This is a genomic window from Streptomyces sp. MMS24-W38, assembly GCF_059889265.1.
The window spans coordinates 3,727,046-3,743,962 of the sequence record NZ_JCBCPP010000001.1 but is presented as its reverse complement, the minus strand read 5'-3'; the positions used below and the strand labels follow the sequence as shown (position 1 = coordinate 3,743,962).

Annotated in this window: 15 protein-coding genes; 7 read left to right on the top strand and 8 right to left on the bottom strand. The window is 70.5% G+C overall.

The features are described 5' to 3' along the window. Nucleotides 1–131: 131 nt before the first annotated feature. The 3 genes from AC6F7H_RS16020 to AC6F7H_RS16010 all read left to right on the top strand — a co-directional run bounded on the left by AC6F7H_RS16020 (nt 132) and on the right by AC6F7H_RS16010 (nt 2,966). Complete coding sequence (locus tag AC6F7H_RS16020; protein WP_500757646.1) at nt 132–791, top strand: HdeD family acid-resistance protein; 660 nt, start codon at nt 132–134, stop codon at nt 789–791. A gap of 188 nt (nt 792–979) precedes the next feature. Next, nucleotides 980–1,444, top strand: a complete 465-nt coding sequence (locus AC6F7H_RS16015; protein ID WP_500757645.1) for an SHOCT domain-containing protein — start codon at nt 980–982, stop codon at nt 1,442–1,444. 223 nt (nt 1,445–1,667) lie between these two features. After that, complete coding sequence (locus AC6F7H_RS16010; protein WP_500761850.1) at nt 1,668–2,966, top strand: diacylglycerol/lipid kinase family protein; 1,299 nt, start codon at nt 1,668–1,670, stop codon at nt 2,964–2,966. A 142-nt stretch (nt 2,967–3,108) separates the two neighbouring features. Here AC6F7H_RS16010 and AC6F7H_RS16005 read toward each other — a convergent pair whose 3' ends face one another. From AC6F7H_RS16005 to AC6F7H_RS15985, 5 genes are all read right to left on the bottom strand, one after another. Next, on the bottom strand, nt 3,109–4,569 hold the full coding sequence (locus AC6F7H_RS16005; RefSeq protein ID WP_500757644.1) for an amino acid permease: 1,461 nt from the start codon (nt 4,567–4,569) through the stop codon (nt 3,109–3,111). 423 nt (nt 4,570–4,992) lie between these two features. Beyond that, nucleotides 4,993–6,633: a helix-turn-helix domain-containing protein gene (locus tag AC6F7H_RS16000; RefSeq protein ID WP_500757643.1), complete on the bottom strand. Its 1,641-nt coding sequence runs from the start codon at nt 6,631–6,633 to the stop codon at nt 4,993–4,995. A 126-nt stretch (nt 6,634–6,759) separates the two neighbouring features. After that, nucleotides 6,760–7,446 (bottom strand): DNA alkylation repair protein, encoded by a 687-nt coding sequence (locus AC6F7H_RS15995; protein WP_500757642.1) that lies wholly within the window; start codon nt 7,444–7,446, stop codon nt 6,760–6,762. A 1-nt stretch (nt 7,447) separates the two neighbouring features. Next, a complete protein-coding gene (locus tag AC6F7H_RS15990) occupies nt 7,448–7,822 on the bottom strand; it encodes a branched-chain amino acid transporter permease (RefSeq protein ID WP_500757641.1) in 375 nt (124 codons plus the stop codon). Then, on the bottom strand, nt 7,815–8,453 hold the full coding sequence (locus AC6F7H_RS15985) for an AzlC family ABC transporter permease (protein WP_500761848.1): 639 nt from the start codon (nt 8,451–8,453) through the stop codon (nt 7,815–7,817). The genes AC6F7H_RS15990 and AC6F7H_RS15985 overlap by 8 nt, the downstream gene beginning before the upstream one ends. 206 nt (nt 8,454–8,659) lie before the next feature. On the opposite strand from AC6F7H_RS15985, the gene AC6F7H_RS15980 reads away from it, so the two are divergent. Together AC6F7H_RS15980 and AC6F7H_RS15975 are read left to right on the top strand one after the other, a co-directional pair. After that, nucleotides 8,660–9,115, top strand: a complete 456-nt coding sequence (locus AC6F7H_RS15980; RefSeq protein WP_500757640.1) for an Lrp/AsnC family transcriptional regulator — start codon at nt 8,660–8,662, stop codon at nt 9,113–9,115. A gap of 162 nt (nt 9,116–9,277) precedes the next feature. Continuing rightward, the gene (locus AC6F7H_RS15975) at nt 9,278–9,982 is read left to right on the top strand and encodes a hypothetical protein (RefSeq protein ID WP_500757639.1); all 705 of its coding nucleotides are present in this window, start codon (nt 9,278–9,280) and stop codon (nt 9,980–9,982) included. 130 nt (nt 9,983–10,112) lie between these two features. On the opposite strand, the gene AC6F7H_RS15970 is transcribed toward AC6F7H_RS15975, so the two are convergent. Beyond that, nucleotides 10,113–10,787, bottom strand: a complete 675-nt coding sequence (locus AC6F7H_RS15970) for a TetR/AcrR family transcriptional regulator (protein ID WP_500757638.1) — start codon at nt 10,785–10,787, stop codon at nt 10,113–10,115. 171 nt (nt 10,788–10,958) lie between these two features. Next, nucleotides 10,959–12,320 carry an MFS transporter gene (locus tag AC6F7H_RS15965; protein WP_500757637.1) on the bottom strand — a complete coding sequence of 454 codons (1,362 nt, stop codon included), beginning with the start codon at nt 12,318–12,320 and terminating at the stop codon, nt 10,959–10,961. A 336-nt stretch (nt 12,321–12,656) separates the two neighbouring features. On the opposite strand from AC6F7H_RS15965, the gene AC6F7H_RS15960 reads away from it, so the two are divergent. Then, the gene (locus AC6F7H_RS15960) at nt 12,657–14,744 is read left to right on the top strand and encodes a restriction endonuclease (RefSeq protein WP_500757636.1); all 2,088 of its coding nucleotides are present in this window, start codon (nt 12,657–12,659) and stop codon (nt 14,742–14,744) included. 64 nt (nt 14,745–14,808) lie between these two features. Next, nucleotides 14,809–15,249 (top strand): hypothetical protein, encoded by a 441-nt coding sequence (locus tag AC6F7H_RS15955; protein ID WP_500757635.1) that lies wholly within the window; start codon nt 14,809–14,811, stop codon nt 15,247–15,249. A gap of 648 nt (nt 15,250–15,897) precedes the next feature. Here AC6F7H_RS15955 and AC6F7H_RS15950 read toward each other — a convergent pair. After that, complete coding sequence (locus tag AC6F7H_RS15950) at nt 15,898–16,887, bottom strand: DUF6879 family protein (RefSeq protein WP_500757634.1); 990 nt, start codon at nt 16,885–16,887, stop codon at nt 15,898–15,900. Nucleotides 16,888–16,917 lie beyond the last annotated feature (30 nt).

Here is a 16,917-nt window from a genome sequence, read left to right as displayed (position 1 = left end):
AGGCGTGACCCTGGACCGGTCAGGTCCTCGCACGCACCGTCCGTCACACACCGTTCGTCGCATCGCCCCGTCACACCGCCCCGTCGGCGCATCCGGAAGCGACCGACCGACCGATCACGCGAGGAGGAGCCATGTCCATGCCGCGTGGTCCGGCATCGCACACCGGGTCGACACGCCGTTCCGACCGAGTGCCCTTCGATCCGATGGGCGACCCCACCTACGCACTCGCGCGGCTCGGCCGCTCATGGACCTGGCTCCTGGGCTCGGCCGTCACGACGCTGGTGCCGGGCATCCTGGTACTGGTCTGGCCGGAGGCGACCCTGCACGTCCTGGCCGTCCTCCTCGGCCTGTACCTCCTGGTGACCGGGGCGTTCCGGTTCGTGGCCGTCTTCGCGCGGGAGGGGCACGAACGGCTCCCGGGGCTGCTCCTGGCCGTGCTGTACGTCCTGACCGGGGTGTTGTGCCTGCGGAACCCACTGCAGACGATCACCGCGCTCTCCCTGATCGTCGGGGTGCTCTGGCTCGTCTCCGGCCTCCTCACCCTCTACACGGCCCTCGCCACCCAGGACCTGCCGCACCGTGGCGTCGTCCTGGGCACGGCCGTACTCGCCATCGTCGCGGGGATCGTGGTCCTCGCCCTGCCGACCGAATCGGCCCGCGCCCTGACCCGGTTGCTCGGCCTGTGGCTCGTCCTGCTCGGCCTGGCCGAGGTGGTGGTCGCCTTCGCGTGGCGGGCCGCGCTCCGGAAGGCGCACTCCACGGGGCCGCACACACCCGCCCCGGCGGCCTGACACCGCGACCGCCGCGGAGGAGCACCCATGAACCCGGCCACGACCCCGGGCCCGCCCGACTCCGACGGAGCCGCGCACCCGGTGCGCACACTCACCCGCGCCGGGTGAGGCCGCCCGGTGCTCGCCGTGAGCACGCTGAAGGCGGCACGGAACCGCTGCCGGCGAGCGCCCGGGAACGGAGGAGGGACATGAGCCCACAGACCTACCTGGCGTACGACTACCCGCTGCTGAGCGCCTTCTGGACCATGCTCTGGTTCTTTCTGCTGATCATGTGGTTCATCCTGCTCTTCCGGATCGTCACCGACATCTTCCGCGACGACCGACTGAACGGCTGGGCGAAGACCGGCTGGCTGGTGTTCTGCGTCGTCCTGCCCTTCCTGGGCGTGTTCGTCTACGTGATCGCCCGCGGCAAGAACATGGGCCGCCGGGAGATCGCGCAGGCCCGCGCACAGCAGGAGGAGTTCAACGCCTACATCAGGGAGACCGCGGCCGGCGGCCGGCCCAGCAGCGTCGACGAGCTCGCCAAGCTGTCCGAGATCCGCGGCCGCGGAGCCCTCACGGACGAGGAGTTCCGCAGGGCGAAGGAACTGGTCCTGACCGGCCACGGCCCGGCGGAGCACTCGGGCTCCACCGCCCGCGACCCCGGTCGCTGAGCACCCGCGGCCGGCCACGTGTGAGGCAGCCCCGGCACGGCGCGGACGGAGTGAGAGGACTGGGAGAACAGGGAGGACCGGGAGGACAGTGCCGGCGCCGCGTGGCCGGGAGCGCGAGGAGAAGGGCCGACAGGTGGAACGGCACAGAGGCAGCACGAGGGGGCCGGGTGGCGCGGGGGCCCCGGCCGCACTCGAAGGCGGGTCCGGACGAGCCCGCCTCGCCCTGCTCGCCCTCCTGGGGAGCGTCCTGGTGCCGCTCGTCGCCGCCGGTCTGCGGAGCGTGCTGTGGGTACTGGTCGGCGTCGCGGGGCTCGCGCTCGCCGCCGTCGGCGTGTGGTGGGTCCTGGCCCACACGGGTGTGCTCCGTGTCCTCGGGGCGGTCCTGTCGGTGGCCGCGCCGGTCACCGTGTTCGCCCTGTACGCCGCGTTCGGCCTACTGGGACCGGCCCTGGTGTCCCTGGCCCTGTGGGGGCTGGCCGTCACGACGGCACGTACGGTCCCGGCACACGGTCACTGCGTCTCCGAACAGGCCGCACAGGCCGAACAGACTGTCGTCGAGCAACCCCACGCCCCCTGGATCCTCATGAATCCGCGCTCCGGCGGCGGCAAGGTGGACCGTTTCCAGCTGGCGGAGAAGGCCCGGGCGGCGGGCTGCCGGGTGGTCCTGCTCGACGCGGGCCAGGACGTCGTCGAGCAGGCCCGGCAGGCCGTCGCCGAGGGAGCCGACCTGCTGGCGGTGGCGGGAGGCGACGGCACCCAGGCCCTGGTGGCCGAGGTCGCGGCGCGCCACGACCTGCCGTTCGTGGTGATCCCCGCGGGCACCCGCAACCACTTCGCCCTCGACCTCGGCCTCGACCGCGACGATCCGGCCGCGGCCCTGCAGGCCCTGACGGACGGCGTCGAACTCCGTGTCGACCTCGGGTACGCCGCGGACCGGGTCTTCGTCAACAACGCCTCGTTCGGGACGTACGCGTCCGTCGTCACCGACCCCGCGTACCGGGACGCCAAGACCCGCACGACCCTGCGCACCCTTCCCGGGCTCCTCACCGGCGAGGAGGCGCTCAGGCTGCGGGCACGGGCCGGCCGGACGCGCGTCGACGGGCTCCAGGCCCTGCTCGTCAGCAACAACCCCTACGGACGTGCCGTGGACGCGGCCCGCCCGGGGCGCAGGGAGCGGCTGGACTCAGGGCTCCTCGGCCTGGTGTGCGTGCGGGTCGGCAGCACCGCCGAGGCGGCGCGCGTCGTGCGCGGTCCGCGCTCCGGGGGGCTCGTCCGGCTGACCGCCGGAGAAGTCGTCGTCGAGGCCGGCACGGACACCCTCCCGGTCGGCATCGACGGAGAACACGTCGTCCTGCCGTCCCCCGTGGTGTGCCGCAGCGCGCCCGGTGCGCTCCGGGTCCGCGTGCCGCGCCACCGCCCTCACGCGCTGCGGGGCAGCGGGGCGGCGGCCGACTGGCCGCGCGTGGCGCGCCTGGCGCTGGGTCGTCCGGTCCCGGGCCGGCGGACGGCTCGGCCGGGGTGACGGCGGTGATCGCCGTTTCGTCCGGCGGTTCTCCGGGGCCGCCCGCCGGCGCCCGTGCGCGGTCCCGCGCCCGCCGGAACAACGGCGGCTCCCCGCCGAGGACGGCGGGGAGCCCGGACCGCCGGGTGGCGGTCCGCGACGACTACCGGGACGCGACCGCTTCCTCGGTGCTTCCCGGGCGCCTCCGCTCCCGGACCACCGAGATCGCGATCACCAGCGCGGCCACGAGCACGGAGAGCACCACCTGGCTCCGTCCGCCGCCCTCCCTGTCGTCGGTGAGCATGTAGACGAGCACGAACGAGATCATCGCGATCGTCACCCACGTCAGGTACGGGAACAGCCACATCTTGACGACGAGCTTCTCCGGGTTCTCGCGCAGGATGATGCCCCGCATCCGCAGTTGCGAGAAGCAGATGACCAGCCACACGAAGAGCGCGACCGCGCCCGAGGAGTTCAGCAGGAACTGGAACACCGTGTCCGGCCACAGGTAGTTAAAGGCGACCGCCACGAAGCCGAAGGCCACGGAGGCCAGGATCGCGGCCTGCGGGACACCTCGCGCGTTCGTCCGTACGAAGGACTGCGGGGCGTCGCCGCGCTCGCCCAGGGAGAAGGCCATCCGGGAGGCGGTGTAGAGGCCGGAGTTGAGGCAGGACAGCACGGCGGTCAGCACGATGAAGTTCATGATCTCGCCGGCGTGCGGGATGCCGATGGAGTTCAGGGCCGCGACGTACGACCCCTTCTCCTGGATCGCGGGGTCGTTCCACGGCAGCAGGGAGACCACGATGAGGATCGAGCCGACGTAGAAGAGGCCGACCCGCCAGATCACGCTCCTGGTGGCCTTCGCGACCGCCCGCTGCGCGTTCGGGGACTCGGCGGCGGCGAGGGTGACGATCTCGCTGCCCATGAAGGAGAAGACGACCAGCAGGATGCCGGTGAGGATCGCTCCGGGCCCGTGCGGCAGGAAGCCGCCGTGTTCGGTGAGGTTGGCGAAGCCCGTCACGGCGTTGTCGGAGCCGGGCAGCACACCGAAGATCGCCAGGCCGCCGAGGACGATGAAGCCCGCGATGGCGACGACCTTGATGCCCGCGAACCAGAACTCGAACTCGCCGAAGGAACCGACCGAGAGCAGGTTCGTGGCGGTGAGGACCACCATCACGATCAGCGCCCAGGCCCACTGCGGTACGGCCGGCACCCACCCTTCCAGGATCACGGCGGCCGCGGTCGCCTCCACGGCGAGCACGACGACCCAGAAGAACCAGTACAGCCAACCGATCGAGAACCCGGCCCAGCGGCCCAGCGCCCGGTCCGCGTAGGCGGAGAAGGAGCCGGAGCTCGGGTTGGCCGCGGCCATCTCGCCGAGCATCCGCATCACCAGGACGACCAGGGCTCCGACCAGCGCGTACGACAGCAGGATGCCGGGCCCGGCGGCGGCGATACCGGAGGCGGAGCCCACGAAGAGACCGGCGCCGATCACACCGCCGATGGCGATCATCGACAGATGGCGGTTCTTGAGGCCGGCCTTCAGACCCGACTGCTCCGGGGGCTGACCGCCGACCGGTGGAGTGGTGGCCGTGGCCAGGGAGTCAGGAGCGCGTGCAGTCATGTCGACATCCGTCCGAAGTGGGGTTGGGGAGTCTTGTGGGAGTGGCCGCCGTGTTCACCGGGCCACCGATCGCCGATCACCGGCGATCCGGATCTCCGGATACCCCGTGATCGGCGGGAACGAGCAGGCCGGTTCGGCAACGGGTCGGCAGTGGGCCGACCATGACCCTGGAAATTCTCGAAAGCGTTCACCATGTGGGGGGTGGTGTTCGGTGTTCGGATGCGGTGCCGATGATGGGGTAGTCATCGCACGTCGGCGCGGTGCTCCGTCTCCTCGTGAGAGGCGGTGTGAGAGCCGGTCCGCATCCCTTGCGGGGTTGAATTCGCGCAAGCGTATGAGGGGCCGTGAGCCGGTGTGTTTGTGCGGCTCGACGAATCCGCCTCCGATCAGCTGTCCGACCGGCCAATGCGGAAGGAAGCGGGATCAGGTGGCGGGCGGCGGCAGCCGCAGCTGGAGCATGGCGAGCAGACGCTGGTCAGGACGGCTCAGTTCGAGCCCGGTCAGCTCCTCGGCCCGGCGAATGCGGTAGCGCAGCGTGTTGGGGTGCACATACAGCTGGGCGGCGGCGGCCCGTACGTCACCGAAGGAGTTCAGATAGGTCAGGACGGTCTCCGCCAGGCGGCCCTGGTTCCGGCTGTCGTGCTCGAGGAGGGTGGTCAGCCGTGGATCCCGTATCTCGGGATGGACGGAAAGCAGCGTCAGCAGCTCACTGACCAGTACTTCCGCCTGGATGTCCGGCAGCGCGGCGACCGCGGTGGGGACGTCGGTCCCCAGCATGGCGTCGAGGATGCGGTCGGCCTCCCGGCGTGACTCCGGGACGTCCCCGAGCCCGGACACCACGCAACCGACCGAGCCGCGCAGGGGCAGGTCCAGATGGCGGCGTGCGGCGTCGGTGATCTCCTGACCCCAGCCGCGCAGCGTGTCCACGTCGATGCTGCGCGGCAACTGGGGCAGGAGCACATAGATGCGGGGACCGACCTGCGTGACCAGCGCACTGCGATGCCGGGCGGCCGTGTGCACGGAGACCAGGTTGGTGACCTCGACACGGGTCAACTCCGGGGCGGCGACGGCATCCGCGGTCTCGTACGAGAAGCCCAGGACGGCGGCCGGACGGGTCGCGTCGAATCCCAGGTGGGTGGCCAGCGGCTGGGGCCCGGTGCTCCCGTCCAGCAGTCCGGCCAGCAGGGTCCGGGTGAACGTCAGTCCCTCCGAGAGCTCCCGGCGGCGGCGCACCAGGTGGAGCGCGGCGACCCGGGCCGCACCCAGCAGTGCCTGGTCCGAGCGTTCGGACAGCGGCGTCGAGCCCTCCTGCACCCAGATGGTCCCCAGTTGCCGGCCCCCGGACCGCACGGCCACCGCGAGCCGGCGACGGATCCCCAGCTCGGGGTGGCTGTCGATGCTGACCACCTCGTCGCTGGAGTGCAGGTCCTGGAACACGCCCCACTCGCGCAGCTTCGCCAGATACGGCTCCGGTCCCTGCCAGCCGAGGATGGAACGCCGCCGCAGGTCGTCGATCTCGTCGGAGTCGGTGGAGCGGGAGTACGCCAGCACCCGGTGGGCGGCGTCCTCGATGCTGACGATGCCGCTGGTGAGGATGGCGGTGGTCTGGGCGAGCGAGAACAGGTCGCCCCCCTCGACCCCTTCGCCCGGGCGGCCCGGCGGCACGTCGTCGAGGGCGGCGCGGGCCAGTGTGTTCACCTGTTCCCAGCGTGCTTCGCTGCGCAACGAGAGCAGGGCGACCCCGGCCTCGGCGGCGGTCTCGCTGAGGGCCGCGGCCTGGCCGGGGCCGTCCAGTTTGACCACGACGCCGGCGGCTCCGTCGCGTCCGGCGGCCCGCAGCGCGGGATAAGCGGCCCGGCCACGGGCACCGATGACGAGAACCAGCTCGCCCGGCCGGGTGGTCGGCGGGTCCTCGGGGTCGAGCAGGGCGACGCCGCGGATCTCGACGTCCAGTCCGGCGGGAGCGGCCTGCACCTCCAGCAGCGAATCGCCCAGTGCCATCAGCAACTCGCGCAGGCTGATGCTCGCTGTGGGGGGAGGTACCGCGTCCGAATCTATGATCATCGCCTCTGCCGGGAGCCACGCCGGGCGTGATGCTATCCGTCCGGCGACGGGGACCGTGGGAGGTATGTGGCGGGGACCGTGGGGGGTATGTGTGGACCGCGGCACGAGCGTGAGCGCGGACCTCGCTCACTCGCCTTGCTGTCGGCGCACCATCTCGGTGATCCAGACGGGCGCGAACGGAGACGTGCAGCCCGGGGAGGTCGGGTGGTCCTTGAGCACTTCCAGCCGCTCGCCGATGTCGACCGCACGGCTGCGGTGCCCGGCGTGCTCGATGCCGATCTGCGCCAGGCAGTGGTTCATCGCCCACTGCAGGCGCTCCGGGGCGTCCTTCATCTCCGCCTCGATGACGTCGAGCAGTCCTGCGAGGTCGAGGCCGTCGGGCCGCTTCGCCACGCGTTCGACGGTCAGCGCCCAGCCGGCGCTCGCGACCACGGGATCCGGATCGGCGGACCAGGCCAGGCGCAGCTCCTCGGAGTACGGGTTCTTCTTCACCACGTAGTTCACGAGCCAGTCGTGCACCTTGGGTGCGCGTGCCTCGCGCAGCATGACGTCCAGCTCGTCGCGCTCGAACGTCTTCGGACGGCAGATCAGGATCGCCAGCAGTCTCGCCGCGGTGTCGTCCGTCGCCCAGAGCCGGCACGCGAGTTCCTGCTGCGTCTTCAGCCGCTTCGCGAGCGCGCGCAGCCTGCTGAGGTTCACACCGTGATCGTCACCGTGTTTCTCGTTCACCCGGCGTGCCTTCGGGTCCTCGAGTTCGGCCAGTTCGGCCATCACCTCGGCCACCGTCGTGTCGACCGGCGTCGTCTCGGCCATCTCAGCCTCCTGGTACGAAGGCCGTGCTGGCCAGGGTCACGTGTACGGCGGTGCCGGCGAGGATACTCAGCAGGGCGTTGCGGCGCCACAGGTGCAGGCCGACGGTGACGGCCAGGGCGGCCGCCGGGGCCAGGGCGCGGAACTCGGTGCCCGGGAGGTCTCGCAGGCAGTAGACGACCAGGATCACCATGATCCCGGCGGGCATGCGGGTGCTGAGGTACTGCACGGTGGCACTGGCCCGCAGCGGGGCGAGGACGGCGAAGGGCAGGGCGCGCAGGGCCCAGGTGACGGCGGCGGCGACCAGGATCGCCGCGACGGCGAACGGGATCCCCCCTGCCCGGGCGAAGTCGAGAGCCTGGGGAAGGGTGTCAGGCATGGGCGGGCTTCCTGCCGGTGGCGAAGTGGCGGGCCAGGAGACCGGCGGTGAACAGGGCGAAGGCGGCCAGGAGCATCTGGCCCGGGAAGAACAACCGGGCGGCCAGGGCGCAGGCGAGGGCGAGCACCGGGGTGGGCAGGTCGCCGCGCAGGTCGCGGATGGCGTCGAGGGCGAGGACGGCGAACAGGGCGGTCAGTGCGAAGTCCAGGCCGGTGACGCCGTCCGGGACGAGGGAGCCGAGCAGGGCCCCGGCCGTCGCGCTGCCCGCCCAGTACAGGTGCATGAAGAACTGCAGCCACAGGATGCGCCGGCCGGACCAGGTGCGGGCCTGCTCGGTGGCGGTCAGGGCGTACGCCTCGTCGGTGAGCGCGAAGGTGCTGTACGTCTTGGCTAGGCGGCCCCGCACCCGGTGCAGGGGGAAGGACAGGGTGTAGAAGACGTGCCGTGCCTGGACCAGGGAGGCGGCCACGGCGACGGACGCCAGCGGCGCGGCGGCGGCGACCATGCCGATGAGCAGGAACTCGAACGAGCCGCCGTAGATCAGGGCGGCGGACAGTCCCGCCCACCACCAGTCGAGCCCCGACTGGACGACCAGCGCTCCGAAGGCGAGACCGAGCGGGAACATTCCCATGCCCACGGACGCGCAGTCCTGGAAGGCGGCCCGCGCCTCGGACCGCTTGCGCGGCGGAGGAACGGAGGCGGGAACGGACGCCGACACGGGCCCGGGGACGGACGCGGGCCCGGTCCGGTCGGCGACGGTGGAACTTGTTCGCATACCGACATTTTAGTGAGAATCTCACCTCATATGATTGCTGGTCCGGGTCATACGATCGCCGTATGAGCAATGCAAGCGGCCTCGATGCGACCGATCGCGAAATTTTGTTTCACCTTCGCCGGGACGGTCGGCTGTCCAACGTCGAGCTGGCCAAGCGGGTGGGCCTCACCCCGCCCCCGTGCCTGCGCCGGGTCAAGCGTCTGGAGGAGGCCGGCGTCATCACCGGCTACCGGGCCGTCGTCAGTCCCGGAGCGATGGGACGCGAACTGGAGGTCCTCATCGACGTCGAGATCTACGCCAACGACCGCAGGACCGTCGAGGAGTTCGAGAACACCGTGGCCTCCTACGAGGAGGTCGTCGAGTTCCGGCGGATGTACGGCCGCCCCGACTACTTCCTCCGCGTCGCCGTCGCCGACCACGCCGCCTACGAAGCCTTCCTGACCGGCAAACTCACCGTCCTGCCCGCCGTCCTCCGTCTCGAGTCCCACCTCACCATGAAGAAGATCAAGGCGGACTAGCGGGGACCGGTGGTGACGGAACGACGCGGTGCGGGAGACCTCCTTCCCGGTCGTGGACGCGGGCACCGATTGCTGATGGCGCGCCACCACGGCCGCGGCGCAACCGTGAGCGGGCTTCGGACGTCGTGATCATCGAACAGTGATCCACGAGGAGGAGCATCCGTGCGCACAGACAGACGCTGGGCCGGTTCCGCCGCCGCGGCCGCAGGGGCGGTGCTTCTCCTCACCACCGCCTGCGCCGGGCCGTCAGCCCCGGCAGATGGCGACACGGGGAACCCCTCGCCCGGTGCTTCGGCGCCGGCGACGCGGACGCCCAGCGCTCCGGCGGCCGTGAAGAGCTCACCGAACCCCGGCTTCGCGGACTTCCAGGCCAAGCCCTGTCCCAAACTCACTGCTGTCGACAAGAACGCCGGCTACCTGATCACCATGGCTGCCGGCCCGCGCGACGGCGTCACCGTCCACCCCGGCGGCGAACCGCAGACCGCCCTCGTCAAGCTCTGCAACACCACCGGCGAGGCGCTCCGCGACATCGCGCTCTCCGCGCAGGTCGAGTGGAACTACGCGGGCGAGCGGCCGCCCGGGCTGACGGTGGAACGGCGCGAGGCCCCCGATGGCGACTGGCACCCCGTCGAGCTGGTCGTGGCCAACGACTATCAGCCGTTGACCGGCGCTTCCGGTGCGCGGGACCTGCCCGCCCACGGCACCCGCATCGTGGAGTACCGGATCAGCGCCGCCGAGGACGCCCCCGCGGGCCAGGGAGGGCTCGATGTTCATGCCATCCGGGCCGACGCGGACCCGTCCGACATGGAGGACATGCGCGGCGGCGGCAGCGGAGGCTTCCCCCTCACCACGGCCCCCGGCTCCTGAACGCTCCGGGGGTTCCGGGGGTGCCGACGCCCGGAACCCCCGGCACGCGGCTGCTCGCGCGATGGCTCCGGCGGCGCCCCCGTCGTGCGGTCCGGCGTGCTCGGGATCGGCCGCGGCTGACGCACCGGGTTCAGAGCAGGTCCTGAGCCTCGTCGCGCAGCGTCGACAACGCGTGCCGGGCGGCCGCCGTGTCCGGCAGCACGGCGAACAGCAGGGGACTGCCCGCGGCCGGTTCCTCGGCCAGGGTCCGGCGGATCCACTCCATGCCTTCCTTGAGCTCGGCGTACGCGTCCACCGTCCCGCCGCTGCGGGCGAAGTCGCCGAGCGCCGACCGGTGCATCGCGTCGATCAGCGCGGAGAGCGCCATCGGCAGGAACGCCGGACCGTCCGGGGGCAGCCGGTCTCGCAGATACGCCCGCGTCAGAGCGACGTAGCGCTCGTTCTCGAGCACCTCACGCCTGCGCAACTCGGGCACGACCCGGGTCAGCCGGTAGCGCTGGAGCACCAGTTCGGGCCTGCTCAGGAAGTCGAGCATCACCACCTCGGTGGCCGCGACGACGACGTCCACCGGCGACCGCCCGCCGGTCGGCTTCACCAGGTGGCGCGCCAGCAGCTCCAGCCGCGCGGAGTGATCGGGGAACGCCAGCTCGTCCTTGCCGTCGAAGTACCGGAACACCGTACGCCGTGACACCCGTGACGCGTCCGCGACGGCCTCCACGGTGACGCTCTCGTATCCCTGCTCCAGGAACAGCGCCATCGCCGTCTCCGCGATGCGGTACTTCGTCTCCAGCCCCCGTTCGGCCACGGCCCCTCCCCCCTCTTCGACCTCTTCGACCTCTTCGCGCGAAGTCGTCGTGAGTCTATGACCACGGTCGCGGGGGGAGACCGGGCCGACCGTCTCTCCCCCCGCGTGCGGTCGGCGCCGCCTACCCGCCGGACGGGCCCGTCCGGGCGGCGACGGCACGGTTCCGCACGGTCAATTCACCCCTTCCGCACCGGCCGGAGAGCCCACGCCGGCGTCCTGGCCGGCCCGTCGGTCCTCGGAACGCACCGTTCGGTGCAGCACCGGCAGGAGCAGCACACCGAGGACGGCGGCGCCCACGAGCACGGCGTACCCGGCGGACTCGCTTCCCCGGCCCTCGGCGAGCCCGTACAGGTAGGGGCCGACGAACCCGCCGAGCAGTCCGACCGTGTTGATGAACGCGAGCCCGGCAGCGGCCATCAGTCCGGACATCCTCGCCATCGCGACCGACCAGTAGAGCGGGAGGATGCCGACCAGCAGCAGCATCGCGGCGTCGATCAGCAGAATGCGCAGGACGGCACCGTCGGAGACGCTGTACGCGATCGCCACCGGGACCGTGGCGAGCGTCACGTACGTCAGGACCCGGACCTCGTTCCGCACGCGGCGCTGGATCCACGGGATCACGAGCACCCCGACGAACGAGGCGATGCCGGCGCTGCCGCTCACGACACCGATCAGGAAGGACCCTTCGACGTCGAGGCTCTCGACGATGGACGGGAAGTTGTACTGGATCGCCACGCTGCTGACCTGGTTCGCGAAGTAGATCAGGGACAGGGCGAGGATGAACGGCCGGGCGAAGGCGATCCTGACGTTGCCCTTCAGGGTGCCGTGCCCCGGAGCGGTCCGCACGACCGCGCGGTCGTTCAGCACCGCGGCCTCCCGCTCCGTCAGCCACGGTGCGTCCTGTGGCCGGTCGGGGACGAGGCGCCACACGAAGTAGGCGACGACCACGGTGAGCAGGCCCTCGACGAGGAACATCCACTGCCAGCCGTACAGTCCGCCCGCTCCGTGGAGCTCCATGAGAGCGCCGCCGAGGGGGGCTCCGAGCGCGAACCCGGCACACACGGCGAGGTAGAGGATCCCGACCACGGTCACCCGCTGCTTCTGCGAGAACCAGATCGTGACGGTGTACATGAGCGCCGGGTACAGGCCGGCCTCGGCCGCGCCGAGCAGGAACCGGACGACGTAGAAGGACAGTTCGTCCTGCACGAACATCATGCAGGAGCACAGCAGACCCCAGGTCACGGCGATCCGGGTGATCCAGCGCCGCGGTCCGACGCGGTACATGATCAGGTTGCTGGGCACCTCCAGGAGCGCGTAGCTCAGGAAGAAGATGCCGGCGCCGACGCCGTACGCCGCGGCGCTGATGCCCACGTCGGCTTCGAGTGACGTCTTGGCCATACCGACGTTGGTGCGGTCCACGAACGCCATGAAGTACGTGAGGCACAGGATCGGCAAGAGACGGAAGGCCGCTTTGCGGCTCGCCGTGGCGTGCAGGGCGTCGGTGCCGTCCTGCGCGGTTCGCTGCTGGTTCACAACGGGGCTCCCGGAGCGTATGGCACTGGATGTCATTTTTTGACACTCGGTGGCGCTGGACTGTGCCACACGCCACACCCGAGCACAAGGCCTCTGACACAGGCTCGAGTTGACGCCTCCAGGCACGGGTGACGGCAGAGCAACGCCGCGGGACCAGCCGCCAACGCCGTCGCGGACGCAGGCGCGACAGGTCGGTGGAGATGAAGTGAAGGCAGCCTGAAGCAAGCGTGTGGGCGCGCGGCCGTCTGCCGACTAAAGTCTTTCCATCACTGCTGGTTACGGGGGCGGAACCTGGTGCACGCATGCCGGGTCGCCGGTGGGGAGGGCCTGTCGAGCATGAGCCGTCGCTCCAACGGGTTGGTCGCTGTCTGGGCCGAGGCGCAGCGCCAACAGCAACGTCAACAGGAGGCGCAAGCCAGGTTCCAGCGGGAGCAGGAGCGCCAACAGCGCGCCCACCAGCGGGAGATCACGCGCAGCTACCGTGAGCAGAGAGCGGCGTACCGGGAGCAGCGCGAGGCGGAGGCCCGGCGTCGTACGCAGGAACTCGACGCGCAGGTCGAGGCGTTGCAGGGCCTGTTGACGACGGGGTGCCGGGCTCCGGCGTTCAGGGCTGACGCGCTCACCCGGCCGGAGCAGATCGAGGCGTTCTCCCCGGGACAGCTCGCACACCCCATCCGCATGCCGGACCCGAACCAGCATCAGTACCAGCCGCAGCAGAGCGGCTGGACCGCCGCACGGCGGGCGCAGGCACAGGCGGAGGCCCGCTCCAGGTTCGAGCGCGACTGGCAGGCCGCACAGGCCGCCGAAGCGCAGCGCCGGCACCAGTTGGCCACCTACCAGGCGCAGTACCAGCAGTGGGCCGAGGCCCAGTTGGACGAGATCCGCCGGCACAACGCCGGCATCGCGGAGATGGCGACGGGGCTTCGCAACGGGGACCCCGAGGCCGCGGTGGAGTACTTCTCCGCCGCCCTCTACGCCTCGACCGGCTGGCCGGAGGACCTGCCCCGCCGACTGTCCGCGGCGTACGACTCGGGGGCGCGCCAGCTGGTGCTGAACTGGGAGCTGCCCAAGTACGACGTCGTCCCGGAGGCGAAGTCGGCGCGCTACATGGTCAACGCCGATCAGGTGAAGGAGTCGCCCCGACCGGTCACGCAACGCCGCACCCTGTACCGGGACGTACTCGCGCAGTGTCTCCTGCTGGTGCTGCGGGACCTGTTCGCGGCCGACGAGTTCGGCGCGCTGGAATCGGTCGCGCTGAACGGGTTCGTGGACGATCACGACCCGGTGACCGGCAGACGGGCGCCCATGTTCCTCGGCACCGTCATGGCTTCGCGTTCGACGTTCACCGCGTTGCACCTGGAACAGGTGAACGCGGTGAACTGCCTGGTGGACGGCCTCCGGGGGCAGTTGTCCTCGCGCCCCGACCAGTACGCGCCCGTGCGGCCCGGCCGGCTTCCCGAGGACGTCGGCAACGGCGTCGTCACCCATGGGGACGGCGAAGAGCCGGATCTGTACGAGATGGACCCCGTCGCCTTCGAAACACTGGTCGCCGACCTGTTCCGGGCCATGGGCATGCAGGCCGTGACCACCCAGCGCTCGAACGACGGCGGTGTCGACGTCGACGCGCTGGACCCGGCCCCGATTCGCGGCGGCAAGATCGTCGTGCAGGTCAAGCGCTACCGCAACACCGTCCCCCCGACCGCCGTCCGCGACCTGTACGGAACCGTCCAGGACGCCGGCGCCAACAAGGGTGTCCTGGTCACCACCTCCGCGTTCGGCCCCGGCTCGCACACCTTCGCCAACGGCAAGCCCCTGGAACTGGTGGCGGGCTCCGAACTGGTCGACCTGCTGCACCGCCACGGGCTGCGCGGACGCCTGGGCGGCGGCGAGCGCCCGGTGCCTGCCCAGCGGACGGCACCGGACAGCGAGACCGGCTCGGACGACCACAACGTGTTGGGCATGTACTGGTCGGGCAGCGTCGCCCTGGACGTGTGCGCGCTCGTCTGCCACGGCAACCGGGTCCTGGACGACGACCACTTCGTCTTCTACAACAATCCCCGCACACCCGACGGCACGGTGCGCACGCTCGTCCCCGTCGCGCCGGACAGGGCCGCCGTCCAGGTCTTCTTCGACGCCCTGCCGGCACGCGCCGACCGCCTCGTCGTCATCGCCGCGGTCGATCCCGTCGCCGACCCCGGGGCCGACCTGTCCGGGTTCACCGACGCAGGCATCCGCCTGCTGGACTCCGTGGGCTCCCCGCTCGACCAGTTGCCGGTCTCCGACGGCCGCCCGGACGAAACCGCCCTCGTGCTCGGGTCCTTCCGCCGCCGCGCGAACGGCGACTGGGACTTCGTCACCGGAGGCAGGGGATACCGGGGCGGCCTGGAGGAACTGGTCCGGGACTACGGCGTCGACGTGGAATAGTTCCGCCGTCGAACGGCCGTGTCGGTTCGGAGGCGGGGCCAAGGTGGACGAGGGGGCGAAGAACATGACGACCTGGGGACTGGTCATCGAGACCACCATGGGTGTCGGAGAACGCAAGCACACCGAGGCATACGTGCTCGCTCACGTCACCGGAGAGCGCGAGGAGGCACTCGCGGAGCTGGAACGGCGGGCACGAAGCTACTCACCCGCACACCCCAGAAGCCCCAAGCGCCGTCGGCTCCTGCGGCAGGACGACGGGTTCCTGCTCGTCGTGGACGGGGCGTGGCAGTCGTTCGTCACCCGGTTCACGGTGGCGGAACTGCTCGAGGACTCCGCCGCGGAACCGGTGGTGGAGCCTGTACCGGAACCTGTGGTGGAGGCGCCGAGTACTCCCGTCGGCGCGGCGCCCGAGCCCGCGGAACAGCAGGCGGAACAGCAGATCGAGCGGTACGCGGACGGGGTACCGGTCAAGCCGACCTGGCTGGGACGCACCGACCTGCCGTGAGAACGCCCACCGAACCGATCGGTGGATCTCCGCCGCCCGCCCGGGCCACTCCTCGGAGATCACCACCGCCCGCTACAACAAGCTCGTCGAGCACCTGCGCGCCCACGAACTGGGCGTCATCGGCGACCTCGGCTTCACCGGCCTGGACAACGATGCGGACAACCCGGTGGTCATCACCGGCTGCAAGGCCGCCCGCACCAAGCCACTCACGAAGGCGAAGAAGCAGGTAAACAAGCTGATCGCGGCCGTCTGCGCGGTTTGCGAGCACGCCTTCGCCCACTTTTGAAGAACTGGCGTATCCTCACCAAGCTCCGGATGTTGCCCCGTTACGCGACGACGCTGCTGCGGACGCTGCTCGTCCTCACGATGACAGGCGATCTTGACCGAAGGCAACCGGCCGCGACCAGCACGAGCGCTGACTCACACCAGCCCCGATGACCTGCGCATTTCAAGTTGGAGCAGGCCCACTGAGTTACAACCTTCTTTACTGGTTCAAGACCCGCGCACGGCGCGGGCACGCGCCGCCTCTGCGGCGCGGCCTGCCTCCTGTCTTCGCCCCGGCTGGCCGCACCCGGCGGCTGCGGGCGTGAAGGCGGGAGAAACCCTCCGTGGCTGGGGCGGTCGGCTCTGCGGCTCCAGGCAGCCACATCACGCGCCGACCGCCCCTGGCTCACCTGTCGGGATTCCCGCTGTCTGCGTCGGCACGCCCACATCCCAGAGCTCGGCGAACCGCTGGGTCCTCAGTCTGACGTAGTCCTCATGCGCTCTCACGCGCGTCGAGATGTTGACATGAAGTTGATCCTGTTCGATCTCGTAGCAGGTCTCCTTGTCGAAGACGATGAATTCGCCCAACAAGCCCCGCCTGACGTTCTGGGGCAGCTGTGCCCGGACGAGCACACGCGTCTCTATACCCAACTCATTTTGCTCTTCGCCAAGTTGACGCAGGTCGTCGTTGAGGTCCGCCGAGTCGTCCACCAGGAACAGCCGTCGCACCGTCACCCCCCTCGCTATCGCCTCGCGCTGCGCCTGCAGATAGAGGTCGGCAGGCCCGTTGTTCCAGAAGTCCCGGTCCACCAAGGAGAGCGCGCTTGTAGTGTCGATGGAATCCGTGGCGCAGTTGGTAAGGGTCAGCAGCCAGTCGTGGTTCTCGCCAGCGCAATCGACACTCCCGCTCTTGAGCGCCTCCATGTCAACGGCGAGGCGCCGCATCAGCTCCTCGGCGAAGCGCCTCATGATGTCGGGACCCCTGGAGACGACCTCCACCGCACTGGTGGCCAACGCGGCCACTCCGTCGGAAGGCAGCCTCTCCATCTCGCTGTAGAACTTGGTTGCCTCGCTGATCTGGGCGAAGCTCCTCACGACCGTTTCCTGTGTCTGCGCGTTGTGCTGAGGCAGCACGGCCTTGAAGTCCCTCACCTGATTAATCAGGTCGCCCATGAGCTGAAGGATCAGGACGCAGCCACCGACAAAAATGCCGACACCGATCTGCCACTTGGCCTCCGAGTTCGCAACCTCGGCGATAACGAAGGTCAGGCCGCCAGCCGCAAGGGAGATGAGTACTTTCAGCCACATCCGCCATGCGCCGGATCCTCCTCGCCACGGTGCGCCGTTCGGTTCCGGACTCGGCTCCATCGCCATCGTGTGTCTCCCCACCAGTAACCGTGTCGG

What these genes read in the sequence shown, in the direction of transcription:
- AC6F7H_RS15950 (WP_500757634.1), bottom strand. Translation starts at nt 16,887, where the DNA reads ATGGCGATGGAGCCGAGTCCGGAACCGAACGGCGCACCGTGGCGAGGA.
- AC6F7H_RS15960 (WP_500757636.1), top strand. Translation starts at nt 12,657, where the DNA reads ATGAGCCGTCGCTCCAACGGGTTGGTCGCTGTCTGGGCCGAGGCGCAG.
- AC6F7H_RS16000 (WP_500757643.1), bottom strand. Translation starts at nt 6,633, where the DNA reads ATGATCATAGATTCGGACGCGGTACCTCCCCCCACAGCGAGCATCAGC.
- AC6F7H_RS16005 (WP_500757644.1), bottom strand. Translation starts at nt 4,569, where the DNA reads ATGACTGCACGCGCTCCTGACTCCCTGGCCACGGCCACCACTCCACCG.
- AC6F7H_RS15985 (WP_500761848.1), bottom strand. Translation starts at nt 8,453, where the DNA reads ATGGGAATGTTCCCGCTCGGTCTCGCCTTCGGAGCGCTGGTCGTCCAG.
- AC6F7H_RS15955 (WP_500757635.1), top strand. Translation starts at nt 14,809, where the DNA reads ATGACGACCTGGGGACTGGTCATCGAGACCACCATGGGTGTCGGAGAA.
- AC6F7H_RS15995 (WP_500757642.1), bottom strand. Translation starts at nt 7,446, where the DNA reads ATGGCCGAGACGACGCCGGTCGACACGACGGTGGCCGAGGTGATGGCC.
- AC6F7H_RS16015 (WP_500757645.1), top strand. Translation starts at nt 980, where the DNA reads ATGAGCCCACAGACCTACCTGGCGTACGACTACCCGCTGCTGAGCGCC.
- AC6F7H_RS15990 (WP_500757641.1), bottom strand. Translation starts at nt 7,822, where the DNA reads ATGCCTGACACCCTTCCCCAGGCTCTCGACTTCGCCCGGGCAGGGGGG.
- AC6F7H_RS16020 (WP_500757646.1), top strand. Translation starts at nt 132, where the DNA reads ATGTCCATGCCGCGTGGTCCGGCATCGCACACCGGGTCGACACGCCGT.
- AC6F7H_RS15980 (WP_500757640.1), top strand. Translation starts at nt 8,660, where the DNA reads ATGAGCAATGCAAGCGGCCTCGATGCGACCGATCGCGAAATTTTGTTT.